The organism is Prosthecobacter sp. (genome assembly GCF_044378005.1).
GTDB lineage: Bacteria > Verrucomicrobiota > Verrucomicrobiia > Verrucomicrobiales > Verrucomicrobiaceae > Prosthecobacter.
In genome coordinates this window covers 20667-42712 of sequence record NZ_JBILYB010000045.1, presented here as the reverse complement: position 1 = coordinate 42712, position 22046 = coordinate 20667, and the positions used below count along the sequence as shown (strand labels likewise).

Annotated in this window: 16 protein-coding genes and 1 pseudogene; 7 read left to right on the top strand and 10 right to left on the bottom strand. The window is 61.4% G+C overall.

Annotation, left to right across the window (positions count from 1 at the left end; genetic code table 11):
- The 3 genes and pseudogenes from AC6FTP_RS11160 to AC6FTP_RS11150 all read right to left on the bottom strand — a co-directional run.
- A pseudogene (locus AC6FTP_RS11160) lies at positions 1-1010 on the bottom strand (hypothetical protein); the annotation flags it as partial.
- 359 nt (positions 1011-1369) lie between these two features.
- The gene (locus tag AC6FTP_RS11155) at positions 1370-1720 is read right to left on the bottom strand and encodes a DUF4282 domain-containing protein (protein ID WP_497206996.1); all 351 of its coding nucleotides are present in this window, start codon (positions 1718-1720) and stop codon (positions 1370-1372) included.
- A gap of 4 nt (positions 1721-1724) precedes the next feature.
- Positions 1725-2150 (bottom strand): DUF4870 domain-containing protein, encoded by a 426-nt coding sequence (locus AC6FTP_RS11150; RefSeq protein WP_497206995.1) that lies wholly within the window; start codon positions 2148-2150, stop codon positions 1725-1727.
- A 183-nt stretch (positions 2151-2333) separates the two neighbouring features.
- Here AC6FTP_RS11150 and AC6FTP_RS11145 point away from each other — a divergent pair, with 183 nt between their 5' ends.
- Genes AC6FTP_RS11145 through AC6FTP_RS11135 form a run of 3 tightly spaced genes read left to right on the top strand, consistent with a single transcriptional unit; the run spans position 2334 to position 4017 of the window.
- Positions 2334-3305 (top strand): peptidylprolyl isomerase, encoded by a 972-nt coding sequence (locus tag AC6FTP_RS11145; protein ID WP_497206994.1) that lies wholly within the window; start codon positions 2334-2336, stop codon positions 3303-3305.
- Between the two features lie 16 nt (positions 3306-3321).
- Positions 3322-3651 (top strand): divalent-cation tolerance protein CutA, encoded by a 330-nt coding sequence (gene cutA / locus AC6FTP_RS11140; RefSeq protein ID WP_497206993.1) that lies wholly within the window; start codon positions 3322-3324, stop codon positions 3649-3651.
- Positions 3652-3672: 21 nt separating this feature from the next.
- The gene (locus AC6FTP_RS11135) at positions 3673-4017 is read left to right on the top strand and encodes a hypothetical protein (protein ID WP_497206992.1); all 345 of its coding nucleotides are present in this window, start codon (positions 3673-3675) and stop codon (positions 4015-4017) included.
- 35 nt (positions 4018-4052) lie between these two features.
- Here AC6FTP_RS11135 and fabF read toward each other — a convergent pair whose 3' ends face one another.
- On the bottom strand, positions 4053-5303 hold the full coding sequence (fabF, locus tag AC6FTP_RS11130; RefSeq protein ID WP_497206991.1) for a beta-ketoacyl-ACP synthase II: 1251 nt from the start codon (positions 5301-5303) through the stop codon (positions 4053-4055).
- A 160-nt stretch (positions 5304-5463) separates the two neighbouring features.
- Here fabF and AC6FTP_RS11125 point away from each other — a divergent pair, with 160 nt between their 5' ends.
- Together AC6FTP_RS11125 and AC6FTP_RS11120 are read left to right on the top strand one after the other, a co-directional pair.
- The gene (locus AC6FTP_RS11125; protein ID WP_497203977.1) at positions 5464-5859 is read left to right on the top strand and encodes a hypothetical protein; all 396 of its coding nucleotides are present in this window, start codon (positions 5464-5466) and stop codon (positions 5857-5859) included.
- A gap of 6 nt (positions 5860-5865) precedes the next feature.
- Entirely contained in the window at positions 5866-7788 is a 1923-nt protein-coding gene (locus tag AC6FTP_RS11120; protein WP_497206990.1) for a hypothetical protein, read from the top strand.
- Positions 7789-7863: 75 nt separating this feature from the next.
- Here AC6FTP_RS11120 and tig read toward each other — a convergent pair whose 3' ends face one another.
- From tig to AC6FTP_RS11090, 6 genes are all read right to left on the bottom strand, one after another.
- Positions 7864-9222: a trigger factor gene (tig, locus tag AC6FTP_RS11115; RefSeq protein WP_497206989.1), complete on the bottom strand. Its 1359-nt coding sequence runs from the start codon at positions 9220-9222 to the stop codon at positions 7864-7866.
- A gap of 155 nt (positions 9223-9377) precedes the next feature.
- Positions 9378-10271, bottom strand: coding sequence for an alpha/beta hydrolase fold domain-containing protein (locus AC6FTP_RS11110; RefSeq protein ID WP_497206988.1), 894 nt, complete (start codon positions 10269-10271; stop codon positions 9378-9380).
- Positions 10272-10336: 65 nt separating this feature from the next.
- Positions 10337-13681 (bottom strand): PVC-type heme-binding CxxCH protein, encoded by a 3345-nt coding sequence (locus AC6FTP_RS11105; protein WP_497206987.1) that lies wholly within the window; start codon positions 13679-13681, stop codon positions 10337-10339.
- A gap of 77 nt (positions 13682-13758) precedes the next feature.
- On the bottom strand, positions 13759-14406 hold the full coding sequence (locus AC6FTP_RS11100; protein WP_497206986.1) for an SGNH/GDSL hydrolase family protein: 648 nt from the start codon (positions 14404-14406) through the stop codon (positions 13759-13761).
- A gap of 46 nt (positions 14407-14452) precedes the next feature.
- The gene (locus AC6FTP_RS11095; RefSeq protein ID WP_497206985.1) at positions 14453-17068 is read right to left on the bottom strand and encodes a M1 family aminopeptidase; all 2616 of its coding nucleotides are present in this window, start codon (positions 17066-17068) and stop codon (positions 14453-14455) included.
- A 35-nt stretch (positions 17069-17103) separates the two neighbouring features.
- Entirely contained in the window at positions 17104-17601 is a 498-nt protein-coding gene (locus tag AC6FTP_RS11090; RefSeq protein ID WP_497206984.1) for a DUF3592 domain-containing protein, read from the bottom strand.
- A 62-nt stretch (positions 17602-17663) separates the two neighbouring features.
- On the opposite strand from AC6FTP_RS11090, the gene recJ reads away from it, so the two are divergent.
- A complete protein-coding gene (recJ, locus tag AC6FTP_RS11085; protein WP_497206983.1) occupies positions 17664-19388 on the top strand; it encodes a single-stranded-DNA-specific exonuclease RecJ in 1725 nt (574 codons plus the stop codon).
- A 9-nt stretch (positions 19389-19397) separates the two neighbouring features.
- Complete coding sequence (locus AC6FTP_RS11080) at positions 19398-22046, top strand: DEAD/DEAH box helicase (protein WP_497206982.1); 2649 nt, start codon at positions 19398-19400, stop codon at positions 22044-22046.

The following is a 22046-nucleotide window of genomic DNA, read 5'->3' as shown; positions in this document are numbered from 1 at the left end:
AGACTCTCCGCATCCTCTTCCGTTAATCCACGCAGGAGCACCTGACTGGCTGTGAGACGGTCCTCCAGGGCACTGGGCAGGTGATGTCCGAAGGTGGCCTGCCAGACATCCTGATTCAAACTCAGCAATACATGGAGGCGATGGGCCTCCACCAGTTCCATGAGCATGGAGGCGATCTTCACCCCGGCATCCGGGTGACGGTAAAAGCCGTCCAAATGATCCACCAGCAAGACGACAGGCCGCCAAAGCGCCATCAGACGCAGCCAGGCGGGCACCCCCGAGTCATTGTCTTCCGCCGTCAATTCCTGCATCTCCGCCATGCCAGCCAGTCCACCATGGATGCTCTGCTCCAGCATGGCGGCCATCCATAAGTCCAGTGACTCCGCCCGCAGTGGCAACTCGCGTGCAGCCAGCATGGCCATCGGTCCGCGCAGGCTCTCCCGGTTTTGGGCGATCCAGGTTCCGATGCGGCACGCCTTTCCATGGGGATCAAAAACATCCTGCCCCGACCCGGAGAGCGCTTCCAAAGCCTGATCGGTATTCGCACAGGCAAGCTGGCCGCCTTCGATCAGCCGGCGCAGAAGAAGCAACACCACATGTCCACTCACCCCACGCAGACGCGTCCAGTCCTGGGAACCTCCCGCGACAGCGCTTTCAGCGAGCGACTCGATCCCGCGTCTCGACAAGGTGGAAAGCGTCAGTGAATCCCCCGAACGAAAGGCCACCGGCACGATCACCGCCTGATCCGCCGCAGCGGCGGCGACTCGACCCAAAAGGTGCGTTTTACCATAACCCGCGCGGGGTGCCGTCAGCAGCATCAGCGGCCCTGCACTCTGACCACCCACCACATCCACGAGCTGGTCCAGCACGTCAGCGTTCAGCCCCTGCACCGAGTCGTCCACATGCCAGGGGGTGCGGCAGACATCGGTCGAGAAGGGATTCGCCGGGGAGAGCGGAACCGGGCCGAACCCAGAGGGGTCAGGTGAGGAATTCGGATCAGAGTGGGCCACAAGAACGGGACGGAGGATTTTCTGTCAGGCAGAGCTAACTATTGAAATTATTCCTCACTCGTAAAAATTAAAGCCTCGATTTCGACTATTTGCGAAAATTTTCAGATTCGCGGGCTCCGCATTCTCGAAAATGACGCGGCCCTGAAGAAGGCGCGGAGCATCGCCAAAAAGAAAGAGGCGGGTCTTTCGACCCGCCTCAGAGCATTTCGGAGGGACCAACAGCCAGGAGGTTTACCAACGAGAAAAGAGCGATGTGGGAGCAGCGAGCCGCTCACCGTTATCTGCTGCCATGATTCCACATCCGAAAAGGAATGCGTCAGGAGCTTGTGAGCGGGTTGTAAGACGTTTGTCAGCTCAAATCACTTCTCCCGCACCCGCTCGGCGATCTGAATGACCGCCATGATCACCTCCATGACCACCCGGGCACTGATCACATACAGCAGAAAGGCCAAAGGACCTGTGACCAAGGTAAATAGACCATGCAAAGGCCCCTGAGCAAAGCCGCTGAACATCCATGTCAGAGCCGCCAGCACCGCGGCCCCCAGGCTGAGCACATAGAGGAGACGGATGAGATGCGGCGTGACGAAGCGCTTGAAGGAGAAATCCATCAGCAGATCCAACAAAGCCCGGAGCATCGACCGAAACTCCAGCCATGAAGCTGGCGGTGCGGTGGCGCTGGCAGGAGGCGTGGGGGGAGGCGGCTCGTTCATGGTCTTACTTGATCAGGCGCAGCGTGAAAGGATAGCGGTAAGCCACCCCATCGTTCGCTTTGATGGCACCGATGATCATCAATATAATCGCGGCAATGCCAATGCCGATGGCGAGGATGAAAGGCAGGATCAGCCAGATGGTGAGGATGCAGGCAAAGATGGCGATGCTGACGGTGATCTGGAAATTCAGCACTTCCTTCCCCTGCTGATCCACGAAGGGCATGGAGTCTTTTTTGATCAGCCAGAGTACCAGCGGAGCCACAATGTTCAGCACCGGGATGCCTGGAACCAAACACCCGACAAAGGGCAGAAGGTGGCAGATCATCGCCATCATTTTTTCGTCTTTGCCAGGCCCGGTCACACCGTTGTTCGGTGCGCCGCCGTCTTGAGGAGGTGGGGTGCTTTCCATGACGAGACAAAGCTCTCGCATGATGAAGGCCGATGGCAAGCCGCAATCAGGGGCGATTTGGGGTCCGCTCTGATGGGGATAAGGAATAAAAAGCAGAGCCTCCGTCACTGGCCGTGATTTTCCAGCACGGACGTATCACCAAGCTGGCCGTTTTACTCCTTGCTAGGCTTCAGGCGGATGGCTAACGATAGTCCCCTGAACGCCATGATGACCCCGCCTCGTTTCCTGTTGGTTTCCCTGCTGACTCTGATCTCCTCGACTGGAGTGATCGCCCAGTCCTCCAGCAACGGCATTGCCGCTGTCGTTAATGGTCTGGTCATCACCCGCTCGGAAGTGCGGGAAGCCGTCACCGCTCAGGAGCAGATGCTGCGCTTCCAGTTTCAAAACGACCCCGCCACTCTCCAACGCGAGCTGGCCAACCTCCGCGCCACTGCGCTCGACAGCCTCATCGACCGCGAACTCGTGCTTAGTGAGTTCAAGCGCATGGGTGCCACGATGAAGGCCCAGTATGTCGATGACGACGTGAACTCCATCATCCGCGAGAGTTTCAAAGGCAACCGCGATGCCTTTGTCAAAGAGCTGGCCCAGAACGGCATGACCCTGAAAAAGTTCCGTGAGCTGCGTGAGAAGATGATGATCGTCTCCGCCATGCGCGGCAAACAGGCCGCCCAGCAGGTTCCCTCGACGCCCAAAGAAGTCGAGGCCTACTACCACAAGAACATCGACAAGTGGCGTGAAGGCGGGATGATCAAAATCAGCCGAATCGTGATCCCCAAATACAGTGGCGAGGCCGGAACTTCGCCCGAAGGACAGCGCAAGATCGCCGAAGAGTTGCGCCGCAAGATCATCGGCGGTGCGGACTTCGCCACCACGGCCAAAGCTTACTCACCCGACAGCTTTTATGCCGACGACTGGGTGGCGCGTGACCAGATGAAGCCCTCCATCGCCAACGTGGCCTTCAGTCTGAAGCAAGGCGGCGTCAGCAGCGTGCTCGAAGAAGAAGGCGTGTACATCATCATCGCTTGCGAGGCCATCAAGCACGGCAGTGCCAAGAGCCTGAGTGAAGTGCGCGGAGAAATCGAACGCTCCCTTTCCTCAGAAAAATCCAAAGGCTCTCTCGATCAGTGGATGGAAGGCCTGCGCAAGCGCGCCGTCATCAAGAAGTTCGACCGGTAATTCAGCACGACCGGTCATGTCGGACATCCGCCTGATCCTCTGCACGTTTCCAGATGCAGATCAGGCGCGCCGCATCGGCCGCATTCTTGTCGAGGCCCGGCTTGCCGCCTGTGTGAATCTCATCCCCGGCGTGGAGTCGATCTACCACTGGCAGGGAGCCGTGGAAACGAGCGCCGAGGTGCTGGCCGTCTTCAAAACCACGGTGGCGGCCTACCCAGCTCTCGAAGCCCGCCTGCGCGAACTGCACCCCTACGAGGTGCCCGAGATCATCTCCCTCCAGCCTGAGCAGGTGGCCGAAACCTATGCCCGCTGGGTTTCTGAATCGGTGCTTGTGGCAGGGGCGTAGAGTGGCTACATCCCAAGCGCCATGCTTTCCCTCCAGTTCTACCACATCGCCCACATCGTCGGTCTTATCTTTGTCTTCGTCGGTTTCGGAGCCCTGCTCTCCTCGGACTCAGCGCGCAGCGCCATGAAATGGCATGGCACGGGCCTGCTGATCAGCCTCATCTCGGGCTTCGGGCTGCTGGCAAAGCTGGGCATCTTCAAGTCGATGCCCACCTGGGTGTATATCAAGATCGCCCTCTGGCTCGTCCTCGGTTTCCTGCCTGTGCTGGCACGTCGGCGCGTCATTGCCGCGCCGCTCGTGGTCATCCTGGCCATCATCACCGCTGCGGTGATGGGCTACCTTGGCTACACGAAGCCTGCTTTCTGATCTGTCAGGTCCGATGATCGGAGGGAAACCTCCGATCAATCCACCAGCTTCTTCACCAGCACGGATGAGTTGTGTCCGCCGAACCCGAAGCTGTTGCTCAGGGCGGAGGTCACTTTCGCAGGACGCGCGGTGTTGGCGACGATATCGATATCGACCTCGGGATCGAGGTTTTCGACATTGATGGTCGGCGGGACGATCTGATCGCGGATGGCGAGGATGCTGGCCGCCAGCTCGATGCCACCGGCGGCACCGAGAAGGTGACCAGTCATGGATTTCGTGCCGGAGACGAGCAGACCTTTTTGCGCGTATTCGCCGAAGGTGCGCTTGATGGCGCGCAGCTCGCAGAGGTCGCCGACCGGAGTGGAAGTGGCGTGAGCATTCACGTAACTGACTTCATTGGCGTTCATCTTCGCGTGGCGCAGGGCCATCTCCATACACTTCGCAGCGCCGAGACCATCGGGATGCGGGGAGGTGAGGTGGTAGGCATCGGCGGTGACGCCGTAACCAGCGAGCTCAGCGTAGATCGTGGCTCCACGCTTCTTCGCGTGCTCATATTCTTCGAGGACGACGACACCTGCGCCTTCGCCCATGACGAAGCCATCGCGGCCCGTGTCCCAGGGGCGGGACGCACGCTCGGGCTCATCGTTGCGCATGGAGAGAGCCTTCATATTGCCGAAACCGGACAGGCCGCAGGGGCGGATGCTGGCTTCAGCACCACCAGCGATCATCACATCGGCATCGCCAAACTTCATGATGCGCCAGGCTTCGCCAATGTTGTTGTTCGAGGTCGCACAGGCGGTGGTGATGCACATGTTCGGGCCCATGAAGCCGTACTCGGTGGCGATCATCCCGGAGGCGATGTTCGTGATCATCATCGGGATCAGGAAGGGGGAGACGCGGTTCGGGCCCTTGTTCAAAAGGATCTCATACTGCGTCTCGATGGTGCTCAGACCGCCGATGCCGGAGCCGACCATGACGCCGACGCGCCAGGGGTCGAGGCTGTCGGGGTTCAGGCCGCTATCTTTGACGGCCATCTTCGAGGCGGCCATGCCGAGCTGGAAGAAGCGGTCGGCGCGGCGGGCTTCCTTGTGATTGTTGAAGAAGGGCGTCGGATCGAAGTCCACGACCTCACCGGCGATTTTGCACTCGTACTTCTCCGTGTCCATGCTCTGGATGCGACGGATGCCGCTCTTCCCGGCGATGAGGTTCTTCCAGAAGTCATCCTTGTTGTTCCCGAGGGGGGAAACGACTCCGATGCCTGTGATAACGATGCGTCTCTCGCTCATGATTGCGGTGGTTGTGGGGGTGAAAATGGAACCTGAGAGAACACGCTTTGCCACCTGCGGCAAGGTGTTTTTCCCCGCCACTTGGCAGGCGATGGCAGGCAGATGTTGCCCTGCATCCAGCGCCCCGCTAAACTCCAGCCCAAATTCCCCCCAAATAATCATGGCACGTCGTGCGCAATCCGGGATCAAGCCCGCTCATCTCATCGCCATCGTGGCGCTTCTCGTCGGCCTCATCAGTGGAGGTTGGTCCCTGCTGAATCGCGGCACCGATCCCATGACCGGCCTTTCTTTACTCAGCACGGAGGAGTATCTCGACAGCTCCAACGCCCTCTCCGGCAACACCTACAAAGTCGAAGGCACCATCGACAACCGCCTCGACTCCTGGAAGGGCAGCGACCGCCTCTTCTCCGTCCAAGTCAGCGAAGGCGGCACCTTTGTCCCGGTGCTCGTGCCCTCCACGCTTGATGCCAACATCCAGCGCGGCCAGCGCTACGTCTTCAAAGTTCGCGTCCTGGAAAACGGTGTCCTCGAAGTCCTGCAACTCCTCAAAGCCTGATCTTTTATGAACACGACGAAGCTCCTCCTCAGCCTCACGCTGCTCACCACCGCCGCCTCAGCGCAGGTTCTGCCAGCCCCCGGTCCCGCCCAGCCCGCTCCCGCCTCGAATGCGAACTCCTCCGGCGGTGGCAATAACAACAACCAGTCCCAAAACAACTCCTCGATGGGCGGCGTCCTGCCCCATGCCGACACCGGCAATGAAATGGTCACCTGGGATGGCAAGATGTGGCAGGTGAACAACAACCGCCTCGTCCGCTCGAAGTTCGAGATCTACCTCGCCACCCCCGAGGCCAATGGTGCCGAAGATCAGGCCTACCGCGACATCATCGCCCAGATCGTCCTCCTGCTCGCCCCCACCCGCAAAGGCGGCCCCGATGTCTCCGCCGCCTTCGCCCTGCTGCCTGAGGCAGGTGCCTTCCGCATCGACGCCGGCCTTTGCAACACCATGGCGAACGCCGTCTATGATGTCTGGCTGGCCCAACGAAAGGTGAATAATCTCCGCGCCGCCAACGAGGCCATGGGCAAGCGCCGCAAGCAGCTCGAATGGAACAACGAAGTCGCTCTTTCCAATGCCGAGATGGCTCCCCAGACCGGCAGCGGCGGCGGAGCCAAGGGCGGTGGAGCGGCAGGCAATGCGCAAAAACAAACCACGGCGGCCACCGTCGGGCGCGTGTCCGGCTACATCAAGGACATGGCCGAGATCGAAGCGCGCAAGAAGCTCAACGAGACCGCCATGGGCCTCTCCGAAGTCACCAGCAAGGTCCAGTTCCAGGCGCTCATCCTGCAAATGTTCCTCCAGCGTCGCTTCGAGCATGCCCTCATCGCCTGCCGACTCTACCCTCACATGTTCAAGGACGGCGACAGCGTGCTCCAGCTCGATGACAACTCCGACATGAAGAAGGCCTTCTCCGCCGGCCTCGGCGTGCCGCCCACCGTGAGTCTCATCGACAGCCTCGCCTCCGAGGCCATCCGCGGTGTCGATGAAGCCATCGTCGCCTTCGAGCAGCTCGTGCTCCGCCAGGACTACCAGAGCGCCAGCAACCGTCTCATGGAGGCCTTTGCCATCGGCGAGTATCTCCCCCGAGTCCGCCGCCTGCCCATGACTGAAAAGCTCAAGGTGCTCGACTACGTCCGCGATGGAAACCAGCTCGTGAACGCCCTCGAAATGAAGGACTTCACCCTCGCCGAAGAGATGGTGACCAAGATGCGCAAGAACTCGAAGGACTTCGATTTCTCCAAACCCCAGGCCGCCATCGAAACCGCCCGCGCCCTGGCCGACATGCGCCTCACCGCCGCCAAGGCCGCCATTTTAAAAGGCGACCAAAACACCTATGCCACCGAGATGAAGGGGGCCGCCGAACTCTGGCCCACGAATCCGAAGCTGCGTGGCCTCTCCGAGATGGTCGGGCAAAACAGCGACGTGCAGGCCCAGGCCTTGCTCGATCTGGATCGCCACCTCAGCCAGCGCGCCTACCGCCAGATCTTCAATGAGCAGGGCCGCTACCTCGCCGCCTCCATCAATGACCCAGCGCGGCAGGAGCAGATCAAAAAAGTCATCACCGACGTCACTGAAGTCACCATGGTGGTGAAGATGGCCGAAGAGCAGAGCAAAACCGGCAACGCCTTCGGTGCCTGGGAGGCCGTGGAGCGCGTCTATGTCCGCTTTCCCGAAGATCCTGAAGTCACCAAGATGCGCTCCGAACTCAGCGTGAAGGCCAGCGAGTTCGTCAGCGCTGTCGAAAAAGCCAAACAGCATGAGCAGCGGAAACAGTCCGGCTCCGCCCTCGGCTGGTATCTGAAAGCTCGTCACATGTACCCGCCGAGTGAGTACGCAAAGACCGGCATCGACCGCGTGGTCAACAGCCTCAAAGACGACGGCTCCGCCCCTGCCGCCACCCCCGGCACTCCGCCGACCACCGCTCCGTAATCAGGAAGCGGACTCAGAACAAAAAAGAGGGACCCACTCGGGTCCCTCTTCTCATTGGAATCTGTCTCGCCCGGCTTACGCCTCCTTCGGCGAATGCGTGTCGCAATGCTCAGCTTCGGGTTCGGTCTCTTCAACCTGGGCGCTGTCCTTGAGGAACTGGAGGGCGTTTTCGAGGATGAGGTCCTCGCGGACGCCATCGACCATGCCGTTCTTCTGGGCTTCCTGCATGAACTTCTTCACCGGCACCTTCTGGCGCGCGGCGATGTTGGCCAGGGCCATCATGAGCTGCTGATCCGTGGCGATGATGCCTTCCTTCTTGGCGATCTCACCGAGGATGAAGCTGACCTTCACGCTATTGCGCGCCTGCTGGGTGGCGCTGCTGAGAATCTCGTCCTGCTGCTTGAGCAGCACGTCCTGTGGCACGCCCTGCTGCATGGCGCGGTTAGCGATGTCATTGGTGCGGCGCTGGGCTTCGCGGTTCACGACTTCCTGCGGGAGATCGAACTCGAGCTTCTCGACGATATGGCCGATGACCTGGTTGGCCTTGTCGTTCTCGCGGTTCTGCTCGCGGCGGCGGCGGATGGCTTCCTTCACTTCGCCGCGCAGGGTTTCCTCGGTCATGTCTTCGCCGCCGATTTTCTTGATGAACTCGGCGTCGATGGCCGGGATGGCCTTGTTTTTCACGCCTTTGCAGTTCGTGGCGAGGGTGATGGTCTTGCCGCGCAGAGCTTCAAAGGGGAACTCCTCAGGGAGGGTGATATTCAGTGTGCGCTCTTCACCTTTGGTGATGCCGACAAGGCCCGCGTAGAAGCCGGGGAGGAAGTCTTCTTCGTCGTCGAGCAGGAACCAGTTCTCGTCGATGCCGTGGAGGTGGTTTGGCGCATCGGGCATGGCTTCGGCGAGCGGCTGGCCGTCGAGGCTGCCGGTGTAGCCGAGCACCACGCAGTCGCCATTCGCGGCGGCGCGATCCACGTCTTCAAAGCTGGCGTAGCGCTCGCGCAGGTGTAGCAGATCGTGGTCGATGTCGGCATCCGTGACTTCGATGCGGGGGAGTTTGACGGGGATGCCTTTGTATTCAGGCAGCTCAAACTTCGGCGTGAGGCTGAGCTCGGCGCTGAAGGAGAAGCTCTTGTCCGTGTCGTGCGTGATGCGGTCATTGACGCCGAGGACGGAGAGGACATCGAGGCCCTCGCGCTTCACGGCCTCACGGAGACCGTCGCTGATGAGCTGGCGCTCGAGTTCGGACTGGATATCGGCGCCGTGGCGCTTTTCGACGGCGGCGGCAGGGACTTTGCCAGGGCGGAAGCCGGGGAGGCGGACGTTCTGGGCGTAGTAGGCCACGATGCTTTTGCGCTGCTTCGCGACTTCTTCACCCGGCACCCGGATGTGGGCGACGGCGCGGCAGTTGGGCTGGTGTTCGACGTTGATGGTCATGATCAAAGACAGGTCGGGGGTTTCAGGGGGGAATCTCGCCCGGACTGCTCACACACGTCCGGGGAAAAAGGGCGCGCAGGCTAGGCGACTTTGCCGGTTTGGCAAGGGCGGGGTGATAAGGGGGAAAATCGGGGGGCGGCCCTCAGGGCATGATGCTACTTCCCTTTCAACTTCTCCAGCAGGAATCCGAAGATGTCCGGGTGCTTCACGTCCTTCGCCCCGGTGTAGTTGAACTCATGCTCGATGCCCACGCTTTTCAGCTTCTCCACGAGGCCAGCGCCCCAGTTTGCCGAGTGCGGCGGGTCTTTGTAGGGCTGCCCGAGCGCGGGCACGGAGTCGTAAAAGAGATAGACGGGCGGATCATCCGCCGAGGCCAGCGCGTAGGGGGAGAAGCGCTCGATCCAGGGCAGCAGCTCAGCCCGCTTTTCCAGGAAGACCGCCATGCTCGGCAGCGAGAAGGCATGGTGGCCGTAGTCGTTGTTGGAGATCCAGGCCATCATCTGCTGCGGGTCCAGCGAGGTCTGCGGCACGAACCCGAGCGCGCAGCACAGCCGGGTGGACTCGCGGGACACAGGGTCCGCGCTGACGGCATCCGCCATCTCAGGATGAAAGGCGAGCCAGAGGGCGGTGAAGCCGCCCGCCGAGCCTCCGCAGCCGCCGATGCGCGCTTTGTCGATCTTCCACTCCCCTGCCCTGCTTCGCACGAACTGCAATGCGCGGGCGGCATCCTCCAAACAAGCCTTCACTGGCGGCTCGATCTTCTCCGCGATGGCATCAGGCAGGAGCCGATAATTGATCGAAGCCACCGAGATGCCCGACTCAAGGCACTTCGCCAGGAAGTCGGGGTTCGCCTTGTCCCCGTTCATCCAGCCACCGCCATGGATGAAGAACAGCAGCGGCGCGGGCTTCTCCGCCTTCGCCTGGTAGAAATCCAGCACCTGCCGCTCATGCCTGCCGTAGTGGACGTTCGCGTGCGTAGGAGTTTGCGCCGGAGCACTGGAGATGGCCAGAAACAAGGGGGCGATGATGGAGGGGAGACAACGAGGCATGAAGTAGAACGAGTTTTCCAACTCCTTCCCCCCTATGCTCCGATCCACGAGTTGGAAAACTCGTTTTACTTCCCCAGCAAGAACGCGATCAGGTCACTCATCTGTTCCTTCGTGATCGCGGCTTCGAGGCCGTCGGGCATGAGGGTGCGGTCGAGGGACTTCATGTCTTTGATGGCGCTGCGGGAGAGGGTTTCCTTGGCGCCGCCGGGCATGGCGAGGACGACGGCGTCGCTAGTTTCGCTCTGGATGAGGCCGCTGAGGGTTCGTCCGTCCTTCGTCTCGACGGAGTAGGCGCTCCAGCGGGCTTCGAACATGCGGTTGGGGTCGAGGATGTCGCTGAGGAGGGCTTCGGGGGGCTTCACTTTGACGTCGGAGAGCGGCGGGCCGACATCGACGCCCATGGTGCCGTGCTTGTGGCAGGTGATGCAGATGGTGGCGAAGACTTGCTGGCCTTTTTTGGCGTCGCCGGGCTTCTTGGCGGCGTCGAGGTAGGCGGTGACGACGGCGGCGCGGTTGCTGTTGGCCTCGCCGAAGAGCTTCTTGGCGAGTTCGGCCATTTCGCCTTTGCCGCGCTGGTAAGCCCAGCGTTTTTCGACATCGACCCACGCGGTGGGGAACTCGCCTTTTTCCATGCGCTTGAAGAGTTCGAGCGCGGTGGTGGCGTTGGCGGTGAGGATGGTCACGAGGTCGCGTTTCAAGGCGGGACCGGCTTTGGGCAGCAGGTCGTAAATGAGCGGCGAGGTGCTGGTGGCGCTGAATTTCTTCAGCAAGGCGACGGCGGCGGTGGTGAGTTCGGTGGGCTGGTTGCTGGTGAGCAGGTTCTTCATCACCGGCTCGACGGCGGCCCATTTCCGCGAGGCCAACAGCGGCAGCACGGCGAGGCGTTGATCGAGCGGCGCTTTGGGGTCGGCGATGATGTCATCGATCTTGGATTGCAGGGCGGCGATCTCCTTGGCGGCGTCTTCGTGGCCTTTGGGGAGCTTGGCGAGGCCTTGGAGGAGGGCGGGTTTCCACCAGAGAAGTTCGCCGGGTTGTTTTTGGAGAAGCGTGAGTAGTGCTTTCACGTCGTCGGCTTCAGCGTCGGCGAGAGAGCCTGCGGCAAAGGTGCGGACGGTGGTGCTACGAGTTTCGGAGAAGGTGGTGAAGAAGCTGTCGCCGAGATGGCTGAGCACGCGGCCCATTTGTTTGCTGGCGGCGCTGGAGACCATCTTGGCCAGCCATTGATCGTCAGCATGCTTCGTGAGAATCGCGGCGAGCTCCTTCACATCGGTGATCGTTGGCACTTTGAGGAAAGCGGCACGATCAGCGTGGTCAGCGGGAACATTGCCCCAGCCCACTTCAGGAATGGCGTGGTATTGGCCCGGCGTCTTGGTGGCGAGTTGCTTCGTGCCCTTCGGAACGACACGCCAGATGCGCCCATGATTTTCGCCTTGGCGCATGTCGTGGGTTTTAACGAACTCTTCGGGGAAGAAGCGGGCGTGGTCGATCCAGCGGCGGTAGATGTCGCAGATGTAGATCGCGCCGTCGGGGCCGGTGGTGAAGTTGACGGGGCGGCTCCATTCGTCGCTGCTGCGGAAGAACTCGGTGCGGTCGCCGACGCGGGTGGCTTTGAGCGATGCGCCGTTGGGTTCGATCTTGTAGCGGGTGACGAGCTGGCCGGTGGGATCGGGCACGAAGACGTTGTTTTTGAGTTCGGGCATCAAGTGGCCGCGATAGACGCCGAGACCGCTGCAGGCGGTGTTCGTGCCGGCGTGAGCATCGGCGGTGGTGTGGGTGATTTGCAGCGGATAGACGCGGGTGTCCGCACCGGGCGTGGCGATGTCTTCATGCACCTGGGTGATGCCGGCGTACGGATTCCGCAGCATGGCTTCGTAGGGCATGACGGTGAACATGAGCGGGTTGCGGTTCGAGCAGTAGAAGTGGTGGCCCCAGTCGTCGAAAGCGCCGCCGTATTGGCCTTTGCCGCCGGTGGGGGTGATCTCGCCGGTCTTGGGGTTCCATTTAAAATTCGAGCCGGGGATGCCGACGACCTTCGTGGGGGCATCGGCGGGATAGATCTCGCGAGCATCGAGGCCGTTGTTGAAATGCACGCAGCCATCCGGACCCCAGCGCGGGGCGCTGACCTGGAGCTGGCTGTGCTTGGGATTGAAGCCGCGGATGAGGGGCTTGATGAGGTCGGCCTTGTTGTCGCCGTCTGTGTCTTTGAGGAAGAGAATCTGGCTGCGCGTGGTGGCGATGAGACCGCCGTCGTAGGGGAGGAGGCCCTGCACGTTGTCCATGTGGTCGGCAAAGGTCACGGCCTTGTCCATGCTGCCGTCGCCGTCTTCGTCGGTGAGGAGCTGGATGCGGGAAAGCCAGGGATCGCCGGGATTCGGCGGGCCGAGCGGGTAGTCGCGCATGTCAGCGACGAACATACGGCCTTTTTCATCCCAGGTGCATTCCACGGGGTCGAGCACGAGCGGCTCGGCAGCGACGAGTTGCACTTCATATGGACCGTCGAGCTGGATACGCTTCATGCTTTCTTCGGGCGAAAGGGCTTCGCTTTGACCATCGCGCACCGCGCCGATGTCGCTGCCGCCGCTGGCCTGGATGGCGGACCATTTCTCTTTGAACTCGCCGAGCGGATACAGCTCGTAGCGGCGCACGATCATCTCCGCTCCTTCGGTCTGGAGGAGGATTTTGCCTTCGGCGGGTTTGCAATCGAAGGCCTCATTGATGAGCGCTCCGTTGACGAAGTATTGCAGGGTGTCGCCTTTGGCGATGACTTCGAGGCGGTTCCACTCGCCGCTGGGACTTTCGACATCGTTTTTGCCACGGAAGCCGACGGTGTCGCTCCAGTCTTCGTCACGGCCACGCCAATTGATGCGGCCTTTGGTGACGGTTTGGCGTGGTGCGCCTTGTTTCCAAATCTTCTCCTTATCACGGTCGAGCACGAACTCAGCGGAGAGCGAGGTCGTGAGCTCCGTGCCATCGGCGAGCTTGGGTGAGAGCACGAGGATGTCGCCCACGCCGCCTTCGATGATCTGCGCCTCAATGCTGGCCATCCAGGTGTCGGCGTAGGCACCGTGCGGGCCGTAGGCGTGGAGGAGGATGCCGTTGTCCTTCGCCTTCTTTTCGCGCGCGCCCCAGGTCTTGGTGCCCCATTTGAATTCGAGGACGAGATGGTAGTCGCGGTAGTTTTCCTTCGTGGCGACGTAGCCGTAGCCGCGACCGCTGATGTTGAAGGTGCCGTCCTTGGCAAAGGTCCAGATGTCCTTCGGATCATCGTGGAAATCCATCTTGGGATTCACATGATGCTCGACCGCGCCGCTGCGGATGACCTCCAGAAGGTCCACTTTTTGAGTGACCGGCTGGGCCGTGAGGAAGGATGCGACGGATAGGACCGAGAGGACAAATGGAAGAGGGCGCATGAGACATGTACGCCGACGCGGCGACGCTCTACTCCACGGAGAGTCTTGAATGCGCGTATTATTCTGCCCGGCGTAGCTCAGAGCATCTCGCGAATCTTTGCCGCGATGGCGGGAGCGAGCTTGGCGTGCTCGCTGGCCTCCAGGTGGATGCCGTCGGCGGGGCTGGTCTGCACGATGTCCTGGCTGTTCAGGTAGGCACAGCCGAGAGCCGCAGCGAGAGCCTCGTAGTAACGCGGGAGCTGCTGGCTGCGGGTGATGCCGTTGGGGATCTTCGCGGCGAGATCAGGCAGATGGGAGAGATCACCGATCTCCGGCGGGCAGACGAGGAGGAGCTTTGGCGGGCAGTTGTCCGGTCCGGCAGTGCTGCCGAGGATCATGCGCGCGAGGATGCCTGCGCCGTTGGCGATCTCGCCGGGCGGGAGATTGTAGAGGCTTTTCAGATCATTGGTGCCGAGCATCAAAACGACGATGTCGATGGGCTTGTGGCTTTCGAGGCAGGCAGGGAGATAGTCCTTGCCGTTGCGGCAGACATTGAGCGGATCGTCATGGACGGTGGTGCGTCCGTTTTGTCCTTCTTCGATCACGCGAAACTCATCCCCGAGCTGCTGCGCGAGCAAGCTCGTCCAGCGCACGCCCAGCGGATGCCGACGTGGGAAAAGCGCGGTGATGAAGGCGGGATCAAAGCCCCAGGTGTTGGAGTCGCCGAAGCAGAGGATGGTGGTCATGAGCGGAAATCTGAAAGCAGAGAGCTGAGGGTAAATCAACCGTGGTTCATTTCTTCTGCGGAGCCGCCTTCTTCTTCGCGTCATCCATCTGCTTCTCCAGCGTCTCGGTTTTCTTTTGGAGCTGCTGGATCTGTTCCCAGAGGTTCTTGAGTTCGGCGGGGCTGGTGAGGGTGGCTTGCAGGGTCTGCACGGACTTGGCGGCGGCTTCGCGGACGGGATCGTGGAAGGGGCTGACACTCGGCGCGGCGAGCGGCTCCAGCACGGCGAGCGAGCGGGGATCACGCAATGCGCCGAGTGACTTTGCTGCGGCAGTGCGCAGGGCTTCACGCGGATTCGTGAGCTGCTGAACGAGGAAGGTGCGGACATCATCGCTCGCAGGCTGGGCTTCTCTTTGCCGGGCGAGGAAGGCGAGCGACTCCAAAGCGGCGGCGTAGTCGCGCGTGCGGAAGTCGAGCGGTGTCTCGCGGAGGCGTTTCAGGATGGCGGGCACGGAGCTGGCATCATCCTGCGCGCGCAGAGCCTGGATGGCGGCGGTGGCCACGGCATTGTTGAAGGACGTGGAGGTCAGCGCTTTCACCAGCTCGGCGCTGATCGCGGCATCGCCAGGGCGTGTGCCCCAACTTTTGACGATGGCAGCGAGGATGAGCGGATTCTTTTCCTGACTGGCATGGGCTTGCAGCGCTTTTTGGCAGTCGGGATGCGGGATGCTGGCGAGTCCCTGCACGACGGCGAGGCGGAAACGCGCGTCTTTTTGATCCGCGAGCAGGCTGATCAAAGCGGCACGCGCTGCCGCACCGGCGATCTTCGAGAGTGCTTTGGCAGACTCTTCTTGGACGGCGTGAAAGGCGTCCGCGCGCACGAGTTTCGTGAGCTTGTCGATGCTGGCCTGATCATCCTTTTTGCCGAGCTGACGGACGGCAAGCAGTCGCCCGATGACATCGCTGGCGAGCTGTTCATCAAGCATCGGGCCGGGCGGGGTGAAATCGATCTTCGCGAGCACGGTGTAGTCGGGATCGATCCGCGCGAGCGTGGGCTGCGCGGGCAGGGCAAAGTAAAAGTCACCCGCTGCTTCATGTACATCCATGGTGAAGCGCAGCGGCTCCTTCTGGCCTTTGATCGTGAAGGTCACGGGCAGCGGCACGCGGAAGAGGCGCACCTGCTCCGTGAGCTTTTGCGTCTGACGGACGCTGATCTTCACCTGCTTCGTGGCAGCGTCCCAGGCGTAGTCGATCTTCAGTTCGGGGAAGCCGCCATGGTAAAGCCACTGGTCGAAGAATTGATCAAAGCTCAGACCACTGACCTCCTCGATGACATCATGCAGGTCGTCCGTGCCGACGATGCCGTTGCGATGCCGCTCCAGGTAGGTGTGGATGGCTCTGCGATAAAGATCCGCGCCGAGCTGGCTGCGCAGCATGTGGAGAATCCACGCACCCTTCGGATACACGCGCGTGTCGAACTGCTGCATCGGGTCTTGGTAATCACGCCAGACGGTGGGGCGCGTGTCATTCGCGCCGAAGACAGACTCCGCCTCCTCCCACAGGGAGAACTTCATGGCATCGAGCCCGAGTTTTTCCTGCTCGTAAAGGACCGTGTAATAGCTGGCAAAACCTTCGTTCAGCCAGAGGTGCGACCAGTCGCGGCAGGTGACGAGATCGCCGAACCACTGATGCGCGGTTTCATGGGCATCGAGCCAGCGCAGCGAGCGGAGATTCTCCACGCTCGAATCAAAGAGCATGTCCGATGCCTCAAAGGTGCAGCTCGTGTTCTCCATGCCACCGGCGAGGAAGTCGTGGCAATACACTTGGAAATACTTGTCCCACGCGAAGGGCACGCCCGTCTCGCGATTGTAGAACTCGATGATCTTCCGCGTGTCCTGGAAGGCGAGTTCAGCCGTGTGCTTCTGCGATGGCGGCACCAGCATCGCCAGCGGCAGCTCACCGACTTTGTCCTCCAGCTTGTGGAAGTAACCAGCGGCGAGCGCGATGAGGTAGTTCACATGCGGCTTGTCCTGCTTCCAATGCCAGGCCGTGAGCGTCCCCGCGGGTTGTTTGGAAAGCAGCGCGCCATTCGACACCACCTCCATGTCTGCGGGCACATGGCAGATGATCTCGCTGGTGAAGCGCTCATTCGGGTAATCATAGCACGGGAACCAAAAGCGATGCAGATCCGCCTCGCCCTGCGTCCAGAGCTGCGTGTCACCCGGCTTGTAGCCCATCTCCGGCGTGCGGAAATAGAGCCCGTGACGCGGCTCGACGCTGTAACGGATGCTCACGCTGACTACCGTGTCAGGCGCGATGGGTTTGGTAAAGACGAGCGTCAGCTTCTCCTCGCTCACGATCTGATCCGCGAGTTGTGCGCCGGTGATGTCTATCTTCGCCAGAGTCAGCCCCACGGCATCGAGCTCCAGCTTTTCCAAAGGCAGAGCGATGGGGCGGAAGGTCATCGTCATCGTGCCCGCGACCGTGCGCTTCGTGAAGTCAGGCGTCACGTCCAGCTTCACATGCTCAATGTCCACCCGCCGATCACGCGCATATTTGCGCCCCGCGACGAGCTTCAGCGGCTGTGGCAGCAGATGCTTCGCGCAATGCTCGCAGACATGGGAGTCGAGCGAGTCCGCGAGTGCGGTGGAGGCGAGCAGGGAGAGAAAAAGAAGGCGCTTCATCAGGCGCGCATCTTGGGACAGGCCCGCCCCGCGGATCAACCTTTGTTTACCGCCGCCCCCCAGGTCATGCGCAAGCCCCCGAAGACAAAGAGCAGCGGGAACCACATGGAGTAGAGTGCTGCGCGTGTGTCATGTTTTAGCACCGCGAAGTCAGGCTGAGCGGGGTTCACAAAGCAGGTCGTCTCCGTGCCGACGGGGTAGGGCTCGATCTTCTTCCGCGCCACATCCTCGTGCTGGCTGGCGATGTCCACCCGCTTGATGCGCGTGCCGGTCTTCGCTTTGCCATCAAAGGTGTAGCTATACTTTACCTGCGCTTTGAAGGCATGATTCGAGTGCGGTGTCGGGCGCTCTTTTTCCAGACGAGAGGAGACGATGAGACAGGGCGTGGGCGTCCACCGCCGCGTCTCCTCGGCACGCTGCCAGGCCGTCCACAGCACCCATGTAAAGAGCATCCCGGCAAGGGCCAGAGACATGCCCAGGGCGGCCAGCCAGAGGCGGCCTGCTTTGGCAGAGGAACTATTGTCGTATATCATTCAGAGCGAAGCTTTGACTAGCCTACGTGCGTGCTGCATACAAGGAAGTTACGTTTGCTCCAATGGCCCTCGCCTCTGAACTCCCGCTGCCCAATACGCGCCCTCCGCGCTGGCTCGTCAAGCCAGTGGCCGAAGGTGTGGACAGGCTGGCGGAGGAGACCGGACTGCCGCTTGTCCTCTGCGCTCTTCTCGCCCAGCGCGGCATCACGGCACCAGCACAGATTCGTGACTTTCTCGTGCCAAAGCTGGCCATGCTCGGCGATCCCACCGTGCTCCCGGAGATGGGCCCCGCTGTGGAGCGCATCCTCCAGGCGGTGGATCAGAATCAGCGCGTGGCTCTCTACGGCGACTACGATGTCGATGGAGTGACCTCCATGTCCATCATGTGCCTCATGCTGCGTGCTTATGGCGTGCAGCCGCACCTCTTCCTGCCTTCCCGCATGGATGAGGGCTACGGCCTGAGTCTCGATGGCTTTGCCCGGCTGTTTGAGGAGTTTGGCAAGCCTGACCTCCTGCTCGCTCTCGACTGCGGCACGACTTCGATCAAAGAACTCGCCTGGCTGCGTGAGCAGGGCGTCGATTGCGTGATCATTGATCACCACGAGCTGGCTCCGCAGGGCCGCCCCGAGTGCATCGCGCTCGTGAATCCAAAGCTGGGAGATGCCTACCACTACTTCTGCACCGCTGGCCTCGTCTTCAAAGTCGCCCACGCCCTGCTGAAGGCGCGCCGGCTGCCCGAGTTTGATCTCAAAAACATGCTCGACCTCGTGGCACTCGGCACCGTGGCCGATCTCGTCCCCCTCGTGGATGAAAACCGCCTGCTCGTGCGTCGTGGACTCGAAGCCCTGGCCCAGACCGAGCGCATCGGCATTCGTGCTTTGAAGGAAACGGCCGGTGTTGATAGCTTCATCCAGACCCACCACGTCAGCTTCCGCCTCGGGCCGCGTCTGAATGCCGCAGGCCGTCTCGATACCGCCTTCACCTCGCTGCAGCTCCTTCTCGCTGAAGACCCACTGATCGCTGCGGAATACGCCGCCCTGCTGGAAAGCCACAACCGCGACCGCCAGGCCGTGGAGCTGAACGTGTACATCGAAGCCGAACAAATGTTGATGGCCATGGGCGACCTCGACCAGCATCACGCCATCGTGCTCGGATCACGGAACTGGCACCCCGGTGTCGTCGGCATCGTCGCCTCCCGCCTCTCACGGATCGCGAACCGGCCCACCATACTCTTTTCCTTCGATGAAAACGGCATGGGCAAAGGCAGCGGACGCAGCATTCCCGGCTTCTCCCTCGTCGAGGCAATCGACATCTGCCGCGAGCACATCGTCCGCGGCGGCGGCCACGCCATGGCCGCCGGTGTTTCCGTCAGCGAAGACAAGCTCGACGTTTTCCGCGCCGCCTTCTGCGAGGCCGCCCGCAATGCACTGACTGACGAAGCCCTCTCCGCCGTGCTCGAGATGGACGCCGAAATCCGCTTCTCCGACCTCACACACGACTTCCTCCAGAACTTCCGCCTGATGGAGCCTTTTGGTCAGCAAAACAGCGAGCCCGTCTTCCTCTGCCGCCGCGTGACTCCACGCCTCCCAGGCCGCACGATGAAGGACAAGCACCTGCGCGTCATGTTGTCTCAGGACGGCGTCAGCATGGAGGCCCGCTGGTTCAATGCGCCGCTGCAAAACCTCCCCAAAGCGCCCTGGGACATCGCCATGCGCGTGCAAAGAAACGTCTGGCGCGGAGACGAGCAGTGGCAGCTCACGCTCGATGCCGTGCGTAGTTCGGAATAGCCGGAAGCCATGCTTCAGTTCGTCGTCACCGTCGAAGGATACCTTCTCCACGAAGGCGTGGCGGAATCAGCTGCGGAAAAGAAAATCCACACAGCAACGCATTGTGGAGAGATCCTGCGACTCCTTGCCACTGAGCTGCTGACGGCTGAACTCGATTCGCCCTACCGCTGGCTGCGTGACCTCGCACAGCAGTTCTTCACGCGACTCTGCCAGACGAAGGACATCTCCAAAGTCCCCGCTCTTACCGATGAAGAATGCACCGCGTTGATGACCAGCGCGCCGCCTTTTGTCGGTTCTGAAAACCTCACTCAGGAACTTTTGCGGCAATGGTGGCTCGATCTCTCCACGCACATCGCCCAGATCGCCATGCAAGGCATCGAAGCCTGGCTGCGCGAAGAATGCCCCGCGTGGCATGTCGTTGGACGCGTGAGCTTTCATCTGGCGGAAAACAAGACAGACACGCAGCGGCCTTTTGCCTTCCTCGCCACCTTCACGGAGAAACTCAGCGCCACCGGCCAGCCGCAGCATCTGCCGCTGGCCCGGGCCTTGCAGCTCTACTCAGGGCAGAAGGATCAGACAGCCCTCAATGCCCTGCTGGAGCCCGTGCGCCTCGCCGCTGAAAAATCAAAACTGCTGCGCGAGTGGCTCGAAACGAAGCGACTCTTCCAACCGATGGCGATGTCGCCTCAGGAGGCGTATCGCGTGCTGCGCGAGACCGCCGTTTTCCAGGAAAGCGGCATCATCATGAAGGTGCCGGACTGGTGGCGCAGCGGCAAGACCACCCGACCTGCGGTGGCTGTCACCATTGATGCGCCGAAGAAAACCTCGCTTCATGCAGGCACGTTGCTCAGCTTTAAGATCGAGCAAAGTCTCGATGGTGAACCGCTGACTGCCGCCGAATGGGAAAAGCTCCTCAGCGCCGACACCGGCCTCGTCTCGCTGCGCGGCAAATGGGTCGAGGTCGATGGCGCGCAGCTTCAGCAAGTGATGTCGCATTGGCAGCGTGTGCAGCACGCCACTGGCGAGGGCGGCATTGGTTTCCTCGATGGCATGAGACTCCTCGCCGGCTTTGGCGAAGCAAGAACCGCCGCCGAAGCCGAGGAACTCGAACGCGTGCATGACTGGAGCGATGTCATCGCGGGCAAGCAACTCGCCGAAGTGCTCGATCAGCTCCGCGATCCAGCCGAACTCGCGCCACCGCCGAATCTCCGCGCCACGCTCCGCCCCTATCAGCGCAAAGGCTACGCGTGGCTGCACTTCATGACTCACCTCGGTCTCGGCGCCTGCCTCGCCGATGACATGGGCCTCGGCAAAACAATCCAGGTCATCGCGCTGTTGCTCGCTCGCCAACGCGAAACCCAATCCCCCGCGCTGCTCATCGTCCCCGCCTCCCTCGTCGGAAACTGGAAGGCCGAGGTCGCCAAGTTCGCGCCCGATTTGCGACTCTTCGTCGCGCATCCTTCACAAGCCTCACGCGAGAAGCTCGATCTCGCCGTGAAACATCCCACCGAGGCCCTTCGCGGCTACGACGTGATGCTCACCACCTACCAGTTCCTTCAGAGGACTGAGTCTTGGCAAACACATCCATGGAGCCTCGTCATTCTCGATGAAGCACAGGCCATCAAGAACCCCGGCAGCTCCAGCACAAAGGCCGTGAAACGCCTGCAAGCTCCCACACGCATCGCTTTGACCGGCACCCCCGTCGAGAACCGACCCGGCGATCTATGGAGCCTCTTCGACTTCCTCAATCCCGGCCTGCTCGGCGCATCCGGGGCCTTTGCCGATGCCGTGAAACGCTGTGCGAAATCCAGCGAAGGCTTCGCGCCACTGCGCCGACTCGTGAAGCCCTACATCCTGCGCCGCATGAAGACGGACCGCAGCATCATCACCGATCTGCCGGACAAGATCGAGCTCAAAGCCTTCTGCAGCCTCACCAAACGTCAGGCCACGATCTACGCGAAGCTCGTCGATCAACTCGCCAAGATGCTCGCCGACAAAGAGATGGAGCCCATCAAGCGGCAGGGCCTCGTGCTCGGCTTCCTGCTCAAGTTCAAACAGGTGTGCAATCACCCCAGCCACTGGAACGGCGATGGTGCCTGGGCTCCCGCCGATAGCGGCAAATTCGCCCGCCTCGCCGAGATCTGCTCCGAGCTCGCCGAGAAACGCGAACGCGCCCTCATCTTCACGCAGTTTGCCGAGACCTGCGATCCGCTCGCTCGCTACTTGAGCACCATTTTTGGTCGCGACGGCCTCGTCCTGCACGGCGGCACCAGCGTGAAGAAGCGCCCGCAATTCGTCGAAGCCTTCCAGCAGCCCGGCGGCCCGCCTTTCATGGTCATCAGCGTCAAAGCCGGCGGCACCGGCCTCAATCTCACCGCCGCCAGCCACGTCATCCACTTCGACCGCTGGTGGAATCCCGCCGTCGAAAACCAAGCCACCGACCGCGCCTTCCGCATCGGTCAAAAGAAGAACGTCATCGTCCACAAATTCGTCTGCCAAGGCACCATCGAGCAGCGCATCGACGCCCTGATCGAGGAAAAGATGGCCCTCGCCCAAGACCTCATCGGCGATGGCTCTGGAGCCGAAAAACTCCTCACCGACATGAGCAGCGAGGAGTTGCTCGACTTCGTAAAGCTGGACGTCAGTGCGGTGGAGTGA

Coding starts and splice junctions, on each gene's coding strand:
- AC6FTP_RS11155 (WP_497206996.1), bottom strand. CDS start 1,720: ATGAACGAGCCGCCTCCCCCCACGCCTCCTGCCAGCGCCACCGCACCG.
- AC6FTP_RS11150 (WP_497206995.1), bottom strand. CDS start 2,150: ATGCGAGAGCTTTGTCTCGTCATGGAAAGCACCCCACCTCCTCAAGAC.
- AC6FTP_RS11145 (WP_497206994.1), top strand. CDS start 2,334: ATGATGACCCCGCCTCGTTTCCTGTTGGTTTCCCTGCTGACTCTGATC.
- cutA (WP_497206993.1), top strand. CDS start 3,322: ATGTCGGACATCCGCCTGATCCTCTGCACGTTTCCAGATGCAGATCAG.
- AC6FTP_RS11135 (WP_497206992.1), top strand. CDS start 3,673: ATGCTTTCCCTCCAGTTCTACCACATCGCCCACATCGTCGGTCTTATC.
- fabF (WP_497206991.1), bottom strand. CDS start 5,303: ATGAGCGAGAGACGCATCGTTATCACAGGCATCGGAGTCGTTTCCCCC.
- AC6FTP_RS11125 (WP_497203977.1), top strand. CDS start 5,464: ATGGCACGTCGTGCGCAATCCGGGATCAAGCCCGCTCATCTCATCGCC.
- AC6FTP_RS11120 (WP_497206990.1), top strand. CDS start 5,866: ATGAACACGACGAAGCTCCTCCTCAGCCTCACGCTGCTCACCACCGCC.
- tig (WP_497206989.1), bottom strand. CDS start 9,222: ATGACCATCAACGTCGAACACCAGCCCAACTGCCGCGCCGTCGCCCAC.
- AC6FTP_RS11110 (WP_497206988.1), bottom strand. CDS start 10,271: ATGCCTCGTTGTCTCCCCTCCATCATCGCCCCCTTGTTTCTGGCCATC.
- AC6FTP_RS11105 (WP_497206987.1), bottom strand. CDS start 13,681: ATGCGCCCTCTTCCATTTGTCCTCTCGGTCCTATCCGTCGCATCCTTC.
- AC6FTP_RS11100 (WP_497206986.1), bottom strand. CDS start 14,406: ATGACCACCATCCTCTGCTTCGGCGACTCCAACACCTGGGGCTTTGAT.
- AC6FTP_RS11095 (WP_497206985.1), bottom strand. CDS start 17,068: ATGAAGCGCCTTCTTTTTCTCTCCCTGCTCGCCTCCACCGCACTCGCG.
- AC6FTP_RS11090 (WP_497206984.1), bottom strand. CDS start 17,601: ATGATATACGACAATAGTTCCTCTGCCAAAGCAGGCCGCCTCTGGCTG.
- recJ (WP_497206983.1), top strand. CDS start 17,664: ATGGCCCTCGCCTCTGAACTCCCGCTGCCCAATACGCGCCCTCCGCGC.
- AC6FTP_RS11080 (WP_497206982.1), top strand. CDS start 19,398: ATGCTTCAGTTCGTCGTCACCGTCGAAGGATACCTTCTCCACGAAGGC.